We start from the raw sequence: 14,722 nt of genomic DNA on the forward strand, positions 1-14,722 counted from the left end.
GGCGGAGGTGGATACGGATGGTGACCAGACCGCCTGGTCGGCCGCGCCCTGAGTCCTGGTCGGACACGGGGCGCGGCCGGTCGCCCGGCTGGCGGGCGACAGGCGGGTCAGGCGCTCGGCGCGGAGGACGCCGGCGTCTGGTCGGGCACGGCGGCGCTGCCGTGCCGCGGTGCCCGACCGCCGGAGGCCGGGCGGCCGAGGCGGTGTCCGTCGCGGCGGGCGTGGCGGGAGTCGCCGTCACGGGGAGCCGCGCCGGGTCCGCCGCCGTGGCGCGGGCCGCCGCCCGAGCGGGAGCCTCCGCTGCCCGCGCCGGCGAAGCGCGGGCCCCGGCCGCCCGCGGTGCCGCCGGAGCGGGCCTGCGGGATCTCGTTCCGGCTGACCCGGGGGGCCGGCGGACCGGCGAGCTCCAGGACGATCGGGTCATCGGGCGTGGTCGTGGCCGGCCGCGCCTCGATGCCGACCGCCCGCAGCAGCCCGCGCACCTTGCCGCGCTCCGCGGGCAGGGTGACGAGCACGTCGGCACCGTCGGCGCCGGCGCGCGCGGTGCGCCCACCACGATGCTGGTAGGTCTTGGCGTCCTCGGGCGGGCCGAGGTGCACGACGAGCCGGATGCCGTCGACGTGGATGCCGCGCGCGGCGACGTCGGTGGCGACGAGTACCCGGTAGAAGCCGTCGGTGAAGCCGGCGAGCGCCCGGGTGCGGGCACCCTGCGGCATCCCGCCGTGCAGCGGCTCGGCCGGCACTCCGGCGCGGCTCAGCGACTCGGCGATCCGGTCGGCGTCGCGCTGGGTGCGCACGAACACCAGCGTGCGCCCCGACCCGCCGGCCAGCGCCGTCACCAGCGCGACCTGCGCGTTGCGGTCGGGGGCCTCGAGGGCGTGCCGAGCCAGCGTCGTGACCTGGGAGGTCTCCGAGTCGATCGCGACGAGGACCGGGTCGGGCAGGTAGTCGCGCACGAGCACCTCCACCTCCCGGTCAAGCGTCGCGCTGAACAGCAGCCGCTGCCCGTCGGACGGGGTGGCGTCGAGCAGAGCCCGCACCGCGGGCAGGAAGCCGAGGTCACACATGAAGTCGGCCTCGTCCAGCACCGTCATCTCGATGCCGCCGAGCTCACAGGCGCCGCGCTCGACGAGGTCCGTCAGCCGGCCCGGGGTGGCCACGACGAGATGCACGCCGCGGCGCAGCGCCGAGATCTGCCGGCTGATCGACGTTCCGCCGTAGACGGGCACCATGCGCAGGTTCAGCGACCGGGTCAGCGGCTCGAGGGCGTCGTTGACCTGCTGGGCGAGCTCGCGGGTCGGCACCAGGACGAGCCCGCGGGGACGGCGTGGCTGCGCGGGGCCGCCAGCCGACAGCCGCGCGAGCATGGGCAGCCCGAACGCGAGTGTCTTGCCCGAGCCGGTGCGTGCCCGGCCGAGGACGTTCTCGCCGGCCAGCACGTCGGGCAGGGTCGAGGCCTGCACCGGGAACGGGGCGGCGATGTCCCGCTCGGCCAGCGCCTTGATCAGCCGGCGGGGCAGGCCGGCGTCCTCGAAGGACTCCGCCGGGGGCCGGGGGTCACGGGTCGTGATGAGGGGAGCGGCCGGCCGCGCCGGTCCGCCGACGCGGGAGCCGCCGTACCGGGAACCGCGGCCGGCGCCGCGGCCCGCACCGCTCGGACCGCCGCGGCCCCGGGCCGGGCGCGGCTGGCGGTGGGCAGCAAGGGACTGGGAGTTTCCGTGCTGAGACAGAGGTATCCGCCGATCAGGTCAGGGCCACCATGAGATCAGTTGGACGAGTGCGAAGATCCGCACAAGCCCGCGCATCGTCCGGCGGCCGGGGTACGGCCGGCTCCGCGACCGGACCCACGGCGGGAATGTCCCGCTTTGGCGCTCGCACCGACCTCGCACACCCGACCATTCGGTCGGGCGCGGACAGCCGCTCGGGCCGTCGTCCTGTTCACGGTACCTCGACGATCCGCGGACCGGGACCCGCCGGCAGGGTGCAACGGCCAGGTGCATGCCCGTCTGAGGCACTTTGCCCGGTCACGATCCGCCCGTACCCCGGCGCGCGGCGCCGGAGTCCTCCGTGTTGGCCGGACCGCCGTCGGCCTCGCGACCGGTCGCCGGTGTGATCGGGCCGTCGAGGGCCACAACGCCCACAGGCGACCAGGATACGGCGGTGGTCCGTACTGCCCAGGCAAGCAGTGCGAGGATGCCGACGACCGCGGCGTACGCGCCGACGACGTGTGCACCCGGCGTGTGCACGGCGGCGAGCTCCGCCAGGCCATCACCCACAGCGACGACGAGCCCGATCCCGGCTGTCGTGGACGCGACCAGGGTCACCCGCGGGACCATCGGCCTGCGCCGATCGCCGAACGGCCCCGGCGCACCCCCGCTCACCAGGCAGGACACCACCAGGGGCGCCAGGATGAGGGCGGTCACGGCCAGAGCGGCGCCGCTGCTGCGGTGCGGGGTCACGAGAAACCAGGAGGCGGCCGCGAACGTGGCGATCGGCACGGGGGAGACAGGACCTTCGGGCCGATTCGCCCCCACGGGCCGCCCACGCCGTCGCCGGCGCGGCCCACGCACCCCGTCCGGGTCGGCCACCGCGTCCGCGTCAGCCACCCCGACAGGGCGCCCTGGTCCGGACGGTCTACTCAGCGCGAGCAGGGGAGCAACGAGCAGAAGCAGGTAGTGGCACCAGACGATCGGGGAGGCGAGCACGGCGGCGACGACCCCGCCGGTGTACGCCAGCCGTTCGTCGTGGCCCCGGCGGCGCAGTGCCCACCCGCATCCGGCCAGCACCGCCACCGCGGCCGCCCGTGCCAGCCCCGCGGCGACACCCATCGGCAGCCCGACGTTGGCCAGCAGTCCCGTCAGACTCACCCCGGCGACCGATTCGGCCCGGCCGAGCTGACCCAGCAGGTCCAGGTAGCCCCGGGTCCCGAGCGGACTGAGCAGCTCGCCGGCGCCGAGCAGGACGGCCAGGACCACGCCGGCCACCGCCGCCGCCCGCCACCGTCGGGCCAGCACCGGCCACAGCAGCAGGGGAAGGAGGAACACCTTGCTGTAGACCAGCAGCGCGAGGACCGTCCCACAGGTGGCTGGCCGGTCCCGTCGTCGCCAGGCGAGGGTGAGCCCGGCGAACAGCAACGCGTTGAGGGTGCCCATCTGCAGCCCGATGATCGTCGTGGACGCGGCGATGACCAGCGCGAACACCCGCCAGTCCCGCGCGCCGGCGAGGCGTGCGCCGGCGAGCACCGCGAGCACCGACAGCGCGACGAACACGTCGTCGGCGTGCCGCAGGCCCGACAGCGGCGCGAACGGCAGGGCGGTCAGGTACGGGTAGACGAACGCGAAGCCCGAGTGCACGGCGGCCGTACCCGGTGTCGGGTAGGGGTCCTGGCCCGCCCGCACCGCCGCGCCGGCGCGCAGGAACACGTCCACGTCGAAGTGGCCGATGCGGCTGATCATCCCGAACCAGGCGAGGGCGACCAGCCCGGTGAGGCCCACGGCCGCCGCCAGGGACCGGCCGGGCGGCCCGATCGGCGCCCGCCGTTCGGGCCAGCGGCGCCGGCGGCGGGCCGGTCCCGGGCCGCTCGGTGTGACGGGGCCGACGACACGCTCGGGCAGGGCCGCCCAGCCGTCCCCGCCCGATCCGGTGACCACGGCCGGAGGGTCGGGCCGCGGATCGCGCCGGTCCGCGGCACCGGCTGTGCCGCCGGCGTCGTGTGGGTCACGTGGGTCGCGGGCACTCGGTGTGGCCTGCATGGGGCGTCCTGTCAGAAGACGAGGTCGGTCAGCGCGTGGATGACCAGCCCGACCAGCGCGCCGACGACCGTTCCGTTGATCCGGATGAACTGCAGGTCGCGGCCGACGTGCAGCTCGATGCGCCGCGAGGTCTCCGCCGGCTCCCAGCTCGCGACCGTGTCGCCGATGATCGCCGCGATGTCCCGTTTGTACCGGGCCACCGCCCGGGTCGCGAGGTCCGCGGCGCCGCGGTCGACGGTGCGGCCGAGCTGCGGGTCGGTGGCCAGGCGGGCGCCGAACGCGGCCAGCTCGTCGGTCGCGCGGACCCGGGCGGTGCCGCGCGGATCCCCGGCGAGGTCGAGCAGGATGGTCCGCGTCGTCGCCCAGATGGCACTCACGGCCCGGCCCACCTCTGGGTGCCCGAGCAGCCGTCCCTTGAGCTGCTCCACCTGCTCGCCCAGCTCGGGGTCGGTGCGAAGCCGGGCGGCGAAGTCGCCGAGGAACCGGTCGATCGCCTGGCGGATCCGGTGCTCGGGATCGGCCCGCAGCTGCGCGACCGCCTCGAGAGCCTTGTCGTACGCCTTGGCGGCGACCGCCTCGTCGAGCCACTGCGGCGTCCAGGAGGGTGCCTGGTCGAGCACGAGGCGGACGAACGTGTCCGGATTGTGCACGAGCCAGTCCTGGATCTCGGCCACGAGCACGTCCACCAGCCGGTGGTGCAACGAGTCGTCGAGCACCCGTTGCAGTGCCATGCCGAGCACCCCCGCCCAGGGACGCTCGACCACCCGCGGCAGCACCGCCTTCTCGACGATCTCCCGGACGAGATCGTCGTTCATCCCGGCGATGACGGAGGTGAGCCGCTCGGCGACCTCGGTCGTCACCCGCTCGGCGTGCGCCGGCTGGCGCAGCCAGGCGCCGACCCGCGCCGAGACGCCGACACCGTCCACCTTCTCGCGGATCACGTCCTCGGCGAGGAAGTGCGTGCTGACGAACGTCTCCAGGCCGCGGCCGAGGGCGTCCTTGCGGTGCGGGATGATCGCCGTGTGCGGGATCGGGAGGCCCAGCGGGTGGCGGAACAGCGCCGTCACGGCGAACCAGTCGGCCAGCGCGCCCACGACACCGGCCTCGGCGGCCGCGGCCACATACCCGGCCCAGGCGGGGCCGCCGTGGCTGTGCCAGCCCTGCGTGACCAGGTAGACCGTCACGACGGCGGCGAGCAGGCCGGTGGCGATGATCCGCATCCGCCGCAGTCCCTGCCGCAGTTCCGGCTCGTCCGCCGTCCCCCGGGGGAGCTCCGCGCCTTCCCGGTAGCCCGCCGGGTCGCTCATCGACCGCCGTCCTCTTCCTGACCGCCGCCTGCCCGCAGACGTGAACCGTGGCCGTCACCGCGGGCGGGAGCAGCCCGCCATCACCGCCGGCTGACCCGCGCTACGAACACCCTATGCGGCCAGGGTGGGGCGTTGTGGCGGTAGGCCGGCTCGGGATTGCGCGGTCCTGCTCCGAGAACCCGTGCGGTGCGCGCGCACCGGTCCGCCCTCGCGGTCCGCGGTCGCCGGCGGCGATCAGACGGGTGGCGGGGCGCCGCGGGCGCGCTGGCGCAGGCGCCACCCGAGGACGAGGAGATCCACGATCGCCACCAGGGCGAGCACCGCCAGCACCGCCGCGGCGCCGGCCTGCCCGCGCACGGCGAACAGCCCCGCGCACACCCCGCAGAAGATCAACCCGAAGGTGGCGAGCACAACACGCAGGCCGAGGGCACTGCGGGCCGGCGGAAAACCGCCCGAAACGGGCGACGACACGCGCCACCAGCGTCGGCGTGGGACGACGTCCCCCCGCTCACGCTGGCGCGGCAGGGAACCGGTCACGGTCACCGGTATGCCCGGGGCACGTCCGCCGAACCGGCCGTGCGGGGGGCGAGGTCAGCGGGCGTCGGGGGTGTGGTGCGGCGATCCGATGGCCACCCGTCAGGAACCCCGGTTCCGGCCGGGCATCCGCGCCGCGATCGCGGCCTGGGTCTGCGCCGAGGCGAGGCGCTCGGCGAAGATCCTGCCCTCGAGCTCAATACGGTCGAGGATCTCGGCGTCGCCGGCGTCGTGGAGCAGCGCCCGGGTGGCGGCGAGGGCCTCGGCGGGCTGGGCGAGCAGCGCGGCGACGCGGTCGTCGACCCGCGCCCGCAGCGCCTGCGCGTCCGCCAGCACCTCGGTGACGATTCCCAGCCGGGCCGCCTCGGCGGCACCGAACGGCTCGCCGAAGTAGACCAGTCGCGCCGCGGCCGCCGGCCCTACCCGTCGGGGCAGCAGCAGGCTCGACCCGAACTCCGGCACCACCCCGAGACTGACGAACGGCAGGCCCAGCCTGCTGCGCTCGGTGGCGTACACCAGGTCACAGTGCAGCAGCACCGTCGTGCCGATCCCCACCGCGGGCCCGTCGACCTCGGCGACGAGCAGCTTGGTGCCGCGCGCGACGACCCGCAGGAACCCCATCGTCGGCCCGTCCGGCCGCAGTGCCCCACCGGCCAGGAAATCGTCCAGGTCGTTGCCCGCGGTGAACGACCCGGCGTCGCCGCACAGCCGGATGATCCGGACACCGGCGTCGGCCTCGGCCGCTGTGAACGCCTCGGTGAGCGCGCTGTACATGCCCTGTGTCAGGGCGCCGCGCTTGTCGGGGCGCACGATGCGCACCGTCTGCACGCCCCCGTGGACGTCGCTGTGGATCTCGTCGCTCATGCGGCCTCCTCGGTCCCTGCCGAGCGCACCCACTCTGTCACTGAGCCGGGGCGGGCGAAAGCTCTCGACGGGCCGGCCGCCGAGGCTCCGGTCACAGCCCCGGTGGGTGCGGGGGAGCCGGACTGCCAGGATGGCAGGGTGACTGGGTCGAGCGAAGCCGGCACCGCGGCAGGGATCGTCCATGACGCGGCGACCCGGACCGGCGGGGGCAAGGCGGTCCGGACGGTGGCCGGCGAGCCCGCCGCCGCGCCCGCCGCGCCATCCGGCGGCGCGGCGCCACATCCCCGCCGGGAGTCGCCGGTGGGCGCTGGCAGGGTTTGCGGGGGGCCCTCACCGTCCGAGGCCGCGTCGATCACACAGCTGCTCGGGCTCACCGTCGATCCGGTGCGCAGGCGGGGACGCTTCGTCGCGGCGGACCATCTGCTCAACACCCGCGGGACGCTGTGGGGCGGCTGCGGGCTCGCCGCCGCGATGGAGTTCGTCCGCGTCTGCGGCGGCCGTGACGGCGTGTGGGCACAGACCCAGTTCCTCGCCCCGGTCGAGGCCGGTCGGACGGTGGATCTCGAGATCGACCCCGCCGGCCGCGGCCTGTCGCAGGCCGTCGTGCGCGCCACGGTCGAGGGCCGGCCCGTGTTCGTCACGAGCGGCACGTTCGGCCGGGGCGGCGGCGACGTCACCCGGTTCGCGCCACCTGCGCACTGGGCGCCCGCCCCCGAGGACTGCCCGCCGCGGGAGTACCCGACCTGGCTCGACTACCGCGACGACGGCCTCGTGTCCCTGCTCGACCAGCGCTGGGCACGCCCGGCCCGCGTCGATCTCGACGGGACGCCGGGCACCGGGCGCAGCGCCCTGTGGCTGCGCCTGCGTCCCCCGCTGGCGCCCGCCGGCGCGGCACTCGCGGTGCTCGGTGACCTCGCGCCGGCCGCGCTCATCGAGGCGATCGGCGACATGGCGTTCGGGACGAGCCTGGACAACCACCTTCGCCTCGTCGCACCCGCCTGTGGTCCGGCGGTGCTGCCGGCCGGTGAGTGGATCCTGCTGGACGTGCGGGTCGAGGGGATCGTCCGCAACGTCGCGCATCTGGGCGGCCGGATGTACGCCGGTGACGGGACGCTGATCGCCGTGACCGGCCAGTCGGTTCTCGTCCACCGGGTCCGCCCGCCGGAGCGCGGCGGGGTCGACCGCGCCGCCCGGTCCCGCCTGTCGGGCTGACGCCGCGCTCGCCCTTCCGTCCGCCGCCGGGTGCGCCGCGGGCGGAGCGGCCGGTACGCCGTCACCGACGGCCTGCCCCCGCCCTGGTCTGTCCCCGCCCCGGTCTGTCTCCGCCCTGGTCTGTCCCCGTCCATGGACTGCCCACGTCCGTCCTTGCCGCGGAAAACCTGCGAAGGAATGCGCTTTTTGTCCGAGTTGACTGGTGGGCATGGCGGTTCCGCTGCGGACCTGGATTGAAACGGTCTCACCTGGGGTACCTCCGGTCCACCGAGGGCGGCACGGGGCTTTGCGCGGCATGTCGGCGATTGGCCGGCGGTGCGCACCGCCCTCTTAGCGGGTCGACAAGAGTTGGTAAAGGCATGGGATGCCGGCGCTGTCCGGCGTTTCGGGTGCGGCTGTGCGTCCGGGGGTGCCTTGATGTGTCTCCGGCAAGGCCGGAGTGTGCGCGTTGTCGCTGTCGCGAAACCGGTTACCGGGCGGACGCCGAGCGGCCCCGGTGATCCGTGCGCGTTCCCGCTGGCTACCGCTGATTCGTGCTCGTTTTGGTCGCTGGACGCTACCCGGGACCGGATACCCCGAATTAATTCCGCGGCCGGTGATACCGCGCCGCGGGTGGCGCCGAATGCCCGTCACCCCCTGCGACGCCCTCGTAGCCATTTGTTTGGCGCGCCCTGCCCCTAACACCGCGCCCGGTATCGACCGCTAGAGTTGTCCGCACCCCCCGGAACAATCGTCAGATGGTCGGACCGCGCTGCCAATGTGCCGGCCCGTGCGTTGTCGTGTCTGGTCCGCGGGGGCCTTGTCCCGCTTGAACACGAACAGCAACCCCGCACACGAGGCGCCCAGCTCCGGGTGCCGGACGAGAGGACCGGATGCTCCAGAATTGGCCCATCCGCTCGAAGCTCGTGGTGATTCTCGTCGTCCCCCTGGCCGCCTTGGCGGTGCTGAGCGCGATACAGGTGCGAGGGAACGTCGACAACGTACGGGCCGCGAACCGCATCAAGGCGCTGGCAAACTTCTCGATCAAGGCGAATGACCTGGTCGCCGCACTGCAGGCCGAGCGGTACGCCACGAACTCCTACGCGGGCTCCAACTACATGGCCGTCGCGCAGGGGCAGGTGGCCGTCGCCGCGCGGGGGCCCGTCGACCAGGCCCTGGCCACCTACCGTGCCGGCGAGGCCGCGCTGCCCTCCGGCGCGCGCGACACCCTCGCGACGACGCTGGCGGCCATCGCGAACCGGCTGGACCGGCTGCCCGCGCAGCGCAAGGCGCTCGACGTGCACCAGGCGCAGGTGGACGACAACAATTCGTACTTCAATGACCTGGTTAGCGATCTCCTTTCGCTCAACGGGAGTGTGGCGGCCGGCAGCCATAACGCGGCTCTCGTCAACGGAGCCACCACGCTGGTCGGTATCTCCCAGGCGAAGGAACAGGCCGCCCAACAGCGCGGCGCCGTCGCCCGAGTGATCATTCTCCGGCAGACGGATACGGTGACGCTGCGCCAGATCCAGAGCGCGGCCGGTGCCGAGGACGCGTGGCTGCAGCAGTTCCGCACCACCGCCACCCCGGACGAGCAGTCGTTCTACAACGTGACGGTCGGGCGCACGATCTCGGCGGCGACGGCAATGCGCGACGACACAGTGAATGCTGTCGCGAACGGCCAGCCACTGACGATCACCCAGCAGGACTGGCTGCGGACCGTGGACGCGAAGATCACGGCGATGCGACAGGTCGAACACCGGATCGCGACCGATTTGGGCACGACCAGCGAGGACATCTCCAGTTCGGCGTCCCGCGACGCGCTGTTCGGTAGTATCGGGGTCGCGTTGGTTCTCGTCGTCTCCCTGGTGATTTCGCTGCTGGTGGCGAGCCCGATGATCCGGCACCTGCGCCGCCTGCGCCAGGGCGCGCTCGAAGTGGCCAACGAGAGCCTTCCCGGGGTTGTGGAACGCCTTCACCGGGGCGAACAGGTCGACATGTCGGCGGAGACATTCCCCGTCGACGTGCAGAGCACAGACGAGATCGGCCAGCTCGCCGAGGCGTTCTCCACCGTGCACGCGGTGGCCGTGCGCACGGCGGTCGAGCAGGCGGCGATGCGCAAGAGCATCGGTGACACGTTCCTCAACCTCGCTCGGCGCAGCCAGGCGCTCATCCATCGCCAGCTGAAGATCATCGACGGTCTGGAGCGCAAGGAGACCGACCCCGACGAGCTCGAGGAGCTGTTCCGCCTCGACCACCTCGCCACCCGCATGCGGCGCCACGCGGAGGACCTCATCGTCCTGTCGGGCTCCAAGCCCGCCCGTGGCTGGCGCCGGCCCGTCGCGATCAAGGACGTGGTGCGCGGTGCCGTCGCCGAGGTCGAGGACTACACCCGGGTGAAGGTCATGCCGATCGACGGCGGCGCGATCAGCGGCCACGCCGTCGGTGACGTCATCCACATGCTCGCCGAGCTCATCGAGAACGCCACGTCCTTCTCGCCCCCGCACACACCGGTCCAGGTCAGCGGGCACGAGGTGTCCAACGGCTTCGTTATCGAGGTCGAGGACCGGGGGCTTGGCATGAGCCCCGAGGAGTTCCACGGTCTCAACGAGCGGCTCGCGAACCCGCCGCCGTTCGATCTGTCGACCAGCGAGCGCCTCGGTCTGTTCGTCGTCGGCCGCCTCGCCGAGCGTCACGCGGTGTCGGTACGCCTGCGCCCGTCCCCCTACGGCGGCACGATGGCGATCGTCCTCGTCCCCGCCACCCTGCTGCGCCAGCCCGAAGAGGAGGGGCAGGACAGCGGCACCTCGGGCGGCGCCACGGTACGTGCGCTGCCGGCCCCCGCCGTCCCCGCGCTCGACGGCCCGGTCCTTGACGAGGACGGCTTCTCCGACCCGTACGCGGACACCGGCGAGTACGGCGACGAGTTCTCGCCGGACGACGGGATGCCGGCACGTACCGGCCCCCTCCCCCTCGGTGCGGCCGGCGGCGACGCGGCGCGGGACGACCAGCGCGAACTCTTCCCGGACCCGCAACGCGGCCAGGACGAGACGCTCATCGACGACCTGCCGGTGTTCGCCACCGTGCGGTCGAGCTGGTTCGTCGCCGACCGGCCCCGCCGGCGGGCGGGCGGGCGCCGCTCCGACGCGCCCGCGCGTACCGACGACGCCGAGCCCACCAGTGGTCCCGCGGGCGAGGCGGCCGGCGGGGCTCTTCCCGAACTGCCCTCCCGGCGAGGCCGCAGGGGCCGCTCGGCTCCGCCTCCCGCAGTGGACATCCCGTCAGGCCCCGCCGACGGGACCGGGCCGGTGGATCCGCTCGGCGGACCACCCGGGGCCGACCCCCGTGCCGTGAACGGATTCGGTGCGGCGCCGGTGGAACGCACCGCCTTCGACACCGGTGGCTACCCGCAGGGCGGCCCGGGCCAGCCGGCGGCGCCCTTCGGGTATCCGCCCGCCGGGCGGGACGTGTCGGCGCACACCGGCGGGGGATCCGTCCGGGGCGGCGAGGTGGCTCGGATGGACCCCCTCACCTCGCCGCTGCGCCGCGGCACCGGGCCTCGCCGCGGCGACACCGGCGCCGACCAGTCGATCGTCCCGCTGCATCGTGGTCAGCCGCCGACGCGCTCGCGCGGCGCCGGCGGGCCGGAGCACCCGGACCGCGGCGGCCGCTCCGCCACCACCGACGCGGACGGGCTGCCCAAGCGGACCCGGCGGGCGAACCTCGCGCCGCAGCTGCGCCGCGAGGCGGCCGAGGAGCGCCCCGTGCCCCTGGCCGCGCAGCGCAGCCCGGACGAGATCCGCAGCATGATGTCGTCCTTCCAGAGCAACTTCGGTCGCGGCCTGGCGGACGGTCAGGATTCCAACGACGGCGACGATGTGGGAAAGGTGACCTGAGATGCGTCCGCTGGGACCGTCGGAGAACATGAGCTGGCTGCTCAACAATCTCGTCAAGAAGGTGCCGGAAGTCACCTACGTGATTGCTCTGTCCTCGGACGGCCTGCTTCTCGCCACGTCCTACGGGATGGACCGGGCGACCGCCGACCAGCTCGCGGCGGTCGCCTCCGGTTTCAACAGCCTGGCCCGCGGTGCGGGCCGGTTCTTCGGCGGCGGAAACGTGCGGCAGACCATCGTCGAGATGGATCAGGGCTTCCTGTTCGTCACCGCGGTCGGTGACGGCTCCTGCCTCGCGATCCTGTCCAGCCCGGGGGCGGACATCGGCCTCATCGCCTACGAGATGGCCTTGCTGGTGACCAGGGTCGGGGAGTTCCTCACACCGGAACTGCGCGCGCAGATGCAGTCGGCGCTCCCGCTGTAGCCGAGGCATCGGCGGCCGCCGGGGGGCGCGGCCGTGAACCTGGTCTCCCGGTCGCCCCCTGCCCGCACGGACCGGGCCGCTAGGAACTCTCGAGGCAGGAGGACCGGCATGTCGCACGACGAGGAATGGTTCGACGAGGAGGCGGGTCCGGTCGTCCGCCCCTACGCCGTCACCGGGGGACGGACCCGGCCGACCAATCGCGCGCTGGAACTGGTCGCTCTCGTGACCACCACGCCCAACGGGCGACTGATGTCCGCGACGCTCGAGGCCGAGCAGCGCGCGATCGCCCTGCTGTGTCACCGGGTGCAGTCGATCGTCGAGATCTCCGCCCGGCTGGATCTACCCGTCGGTGTGGTGCGTGTTCTCGTCGGCGACCTGCTCGACGCCGGTCTGGTCAACGTGACCCGACCGGCCCGTTCCTCGGACCGCCCTTCCGCAGCCCTCATCGAAAAGGTGCTCGATGGACTACAGGCCCTCTAGAACGCGGTCGCCGGAGACGACGGCACTGCACCCGGTCAAAATCATCATCGCCGGTGGATTCGGCGTCGGAAAGACGACCTTCGTCGGGGCGGTCAGCGAGATCCCGCCGTTGACCACTGAGGCCGCGATGACGGCCGCCAGCATCGGCATCGACGACACCAGCTCGGTCACCTCCAAGACCACGACCACTGTCGCGATGGACTTCGGCCGGATCACCCTGGTCGACAGCGTCATCCTCTACCTGTTCGGCACGCCCGGCCAGGACCGGTTCTGGTTCATGTGGGACGAACTGGTGCTCGGCGCGATCGGCGCGGTGGTCCTGGTCGACACCCGCCGGCTGGCCGACTCCTTTCCCGCCATCGACTACTTCGAGGAACGGGACATCCCGTTCCTCGTCGCGCTGAACCGGTTCGACGGCGCGCGCGAGTACCGGGTCGAGGACGTCCGCGCGGCGCTGGACCTTGATCCGCGGCGGCCGATGGTGTTCTGCGACGCCCGCCAGCGCGAGTCCGTTCGGCAGGCGTTGGTGTCCCTGGTCCGCCATGCGCTCGACGTCGTCTCCGCCGAGCAGGCGGGGCGGCCGGTGCTGCCGCAGCGGTCCGGGTGAGCGCGGCGGACGACCGCGCGGCCCGGACGGCGGGAACGATCACGGCGGCCGCGGCCCGGACGATCGCCGCGCCGCGCGCCCGCCGCGCGGCGCGTGGACCCGCCGCGGGAACGAGCCGCGAACCGTCCGTCGGAGACGGCCATGATCCAGGTGCGGGGGAGGGTGCAGTGCTCGAACTCATCGGACTCGACGACGTCGCGCTGTCCGCCTACCGGCTCTGGCTGCGCCACGAGTCGCTGACCGTGGCGGACGTGGCCGGCCTGCTGGGAGAGCCGGTGCGGGACATGGGACAGGTGCGCGACCGTCTGCTCGAACACGGTCTGGTGCTGGCCTCCCGCGAGCGTCCAGGTCACTTCGTCGCCGTGCATCCCGAGGCGGGTTTCGACCATCTGCTGCAGGCCCAGCACGAACAGCTCATCCGCCGCCACGAGCGCCTCGTGCGTGCCCGTGCGCAGATCAGCACCTTCGTCTCGGACTACCTGGACAGCCGGCCCGAGTCGGACGGCGTGGAGGTCCAGCGCATCGACAGTGTCGACCAGGCCCGCGCGGAGCTGCTCGCCCTCGTCGGGCGGGCCGAGCGCGAGGTGCTCACCCTGCACACCAGGCAGGGCTGGTCGGCGGCGCTGTCCAGCGACGTCCTGCCGGCCGAGCTGCGCGCGCTGCGCCGCGGCGTCGTGATGCGCGCCGTGTTGCCGCGCACGCTGCGCCTCGACGAGCGAGGTGCCGGCTATGTGCGCACCGTGTCCGCGCACGGCCTGGACGCCAGGATTCACGATGACCCGCGGCTGGACGCCACCACGGTCGACGGCCGCGTCGCGCTCGTCGGCCCCGGACGCCCCGGCGCCGCGGTCGGCACCGGCCAGGCACTGCTCGTGCGGGCCCCCGAGCTCACCGCCGTCCTGCTCACCCTGTTCGAGCAGGTGTGGGAGATCGCCGAGCCGCTGGCCGGCGACCAGCTCGGACCCGCCGAGGGCGCCGAGGCCAACATGCCGTCGGACACCGAACGACTGCTGCTGCGCCTGCTCAGCCTCGGCGTCAAGGACGAGGCCGCCGCCCGTCACCTGGGAGTCTCGGTCCGGACGGTACGCCGCATGATCGCCGACCTGATGGCCCGGCTCGACGCCCGCAGCCGCTTCCAGGCCGGCACCCTCGCCACCCGGCGCGGCTGGATCTGACCTGAGAGGCCCGGTCCGGTAGGCCCGGTACCTTCTCCCGTCACCGATCAGCCGTCAGCACTCGTGCGGACAACATCCAGAGCCTGTCCGGATGTTGTCCGCACGTGTTGTTGGTCCCTGTCGGGGATCGCAATGTTTGCGCAGGTCGCGCGGGCGGTATCTGTCCGGTTGTAGGCGTGTTGTGTGTCACGTGCGACCCGGTTGGCACATGGTTGCCAGGGCAGCTTCGTGTCAGGCGAATCGCAGGACACGGACCACGCGTGGCCGCATGCTCTCGATGAACCGAAAACCAGCCACGCCGGAGGGTCGGCGGGCAGGAGCCGGCGGTCGCGCGCCGCTCCACACCCGCCCGGGTCCACCGTCGCGGACACGCCTCGTCGGCCGCGAACGGCCGACGGCGAGCCGCTTCACCCATCACTGCCTGCAGCGAAGCAGGCGCCACAACCGCGAACCGGATCGGGTCGATGCCACCCCACGGCGGCGCCGGCCTGGCCG

At 73.5% G+C, this 14,722-nt stretch carries 11 protein-coding genes; 6 read left to right on the plus strand and 5 right to left on the minus strand.

The genetic code is table 11. The annotated features are described in order from the left end of the window. Window positions 1–107 precede the first annotated feature (107 nt). From AC6EXY_RS05715 to AC6EXY_RS05735, 5 genes are all read right to left on the minus strand, one after another. Window positions 108–1,463 carry a DEAD/DEAH box helicase gene (locus tag AC6EXY_RS05715; RefSeq protein ID WP_101830080.1) on the minus strand — a complete coding sequence of 452 codons (1,356 nt, stop codon included), beginning with the start codon at window positions 1,461–1,463 and terminating at the stop codon, window positions 108–110. A gap of 561 nt (window positions 1,464–2,024) precedes the next feature. Then, a complete protein-coding gene (locus AC6EXY_RS05720) occupies window positions 2,025–3,752 on the minus strand; it encodes a glycosyltransferase 87 family protein (protein ID WP_243407136.1) in 1,728 nt (575 codons plus the stop codon). A gap of 11 nt (window positions 3,753–3,763) precedes the next feature. Next, window positions 3,764–5,059 carry a DUF445 domain-containing protein gene (locus tag AC6EXY_RS05725; RefSeq protein ID WP_101830079.1) on the minus strand — a complete coding sequence of 432 codons (1,296 nt, stop codon included), beginning with the start codon at window positions 5,057–5,059 and terminating at the stop codon, window positions 3,764–3,766. Window positions 5,060–5,293: 234 nt separating this feature from the next. Further along, a complete protein-coding gene (locus AC6EXY_RS05730) occupies window positions 5,294–5,530 on the minus strand; it encodes a DUF6343 family protein (RefSeq protein WP_243407135.1) in 237 nt (78 codons plus the stop codon). Between the two features lie 165 nt (window positions 5,531–5,695). Beyond that, the gene (locus AC6EXY_RS05735; RefSeq protein WP_101830078.1) at window positions 5,696–6,457 is read right to left on the minus strand and encodes an enoyl-CoA hydratase-related protein; all 762 of its coding nucleotides are present in this window, start codon (window positions 6,455–6,457) and stop codon (window positions 5,696–5,698) included. A gap of 138 nt (window positions 6,458–6,595) precedes the next feature. Between AC6EXY_RS05735 and AC6EXY_RS05740 the strand changes: the two genes are divergently transcribed. The 6 genes from AC6EXY_RS05740 (at window position 6,596) to AC6EXY_RS05765 (ending at window position 14,227) form a co-directional block, all read left to right on the plus strand. After that, window positions 6,596–7,669 (plus strand): thioesterase family protein, encoded by a 1,074-nt coding sequence (locus tag AC6EXY_RS05740; protein ID WP_243407134.1) that lies wholly within the window; start codon window positions 6,596–6,598, stop codon window positions 7,667–7,669. An 872-nt stretch (window positions 7,670–8,541) separates the two neighbouring features. Next, on the plus strand, window positions 8,542–11,544 hold the full coding sequence (locus AC6EXY_RS05745; protein ID WP_101830077.1) for a sensor histidine kinase: 3,003 nt from the start codon (window positions 8,542–8,544) through the stop codon (window positions 11,542–11,544). A gap of 1 nt (window position 11,545) precedes the next feature. After that, window positions 11,546–11,965, plus strand: a complete 420-nt coding sequence (locus AC6EXY_RS05750) for a roadblock/LC7 domain-containing protein (protein ID WP_101830076.1) — start codon at window positions 11,546–11,548, stop codon at window positions 11,963–11,965. Window positions 11,966–12,073: 108 nt separating this feature from the next. Beyond that, a complete protein-coding gene (locus AC6EXY_RS05755; protein ID WP_101830075.1) occupies window positions 12,074–12,445 on the plus strand; it encodes a DUF742 domain-containing protein in 372 nt (123 codons plus the stop codon). After that, window positions 12,426–13,052: a GTP-binding protein gene (locus AC6EXY_RS05760; RefSeq protein ID WP_101830074.1), complete on the plus strand. Its 627-nt coding sequence runs from the start codon at window positions 12,426–12,428 to the stop codon at window positions 13,050–13,052. The genes AC6EXY_RS05755 and AC6EXY_RS05760 overlap by 20 nt, the downstream gene beginning before the upstream one ends. Before the next feature lie 167 nt (window positions 13,053–13,219). Beyond that, complete coding sequence (locus AC6EXY_RS05765) at window positions 13,220–14,227, plus strand: LuxR C-terminal-related transcriptional regulator (protein ID WP_101830094.1); 1,008 nt, start codon at window positions 13,220–13,222, stop codon at window positions 14,225–14,227. Window positions 14,228–14,722: the final 495 nt, after the last annotated feature.

The organism is Frankia sp. RB5 (genome assembly GCF_059816245.1).

Excerpts from the sequence above, each read along its gene's own strand:
- AC6EXY_RS05755 (WP_101830075.1), top strand. The coding sequence starts at position 12,074 with ATGTCGCACGACGAGGAATGGTTCGACGAGGAGGCGGGTCCGGTCGTC.
- AC6EXY_RS05725 (WP_101830079.1), bottom strand. The coding sequence starts at position 5,059 with ATGAGCGACCCGGCGGGCTACCGGGAAGGCGCGGAGCTCCCCCGGGGG.
- AC6EXY_RS05735 (WP_101830078.1), bottom strand. The coding sequence starts at position 6,457 with ATGAGCGACGAGATCCACAGCGACGTCCACGGGGGCGTGCAGACGGTG.
- AC6EXY_RS05720 (WP_243407136.1), bottom strand. The coding sequence starts at position 3,752 with ATGCAGGCCACACCGAGTGCCCGCGACCCACGTGACCCACACGACGCC.
- AC6EXY_RS05745 (WP_101830077.1), top strand. The coding sequence starts at position 8,542 with ATGCTCCAGAATTGGCCCATCCGCTCGAAGCTCGTGGTGATTCTCGTC.
- AC6EXY_RS05760 (WP_101830074.1), top strand. The coding sequence starts at position 12,426 with ATGGACTACAGGCCCTCTAGAACGCGGTCGCCGGAGACGACGGCACTG.
- AC6EXY_RS05750 (WP_101830076.1), top strand. The coding sequence starts at position 11,546 with ATGCGTCCGCTGGGACCGTCGGAGAACATGAGCTGGCTGCTCAACAAT.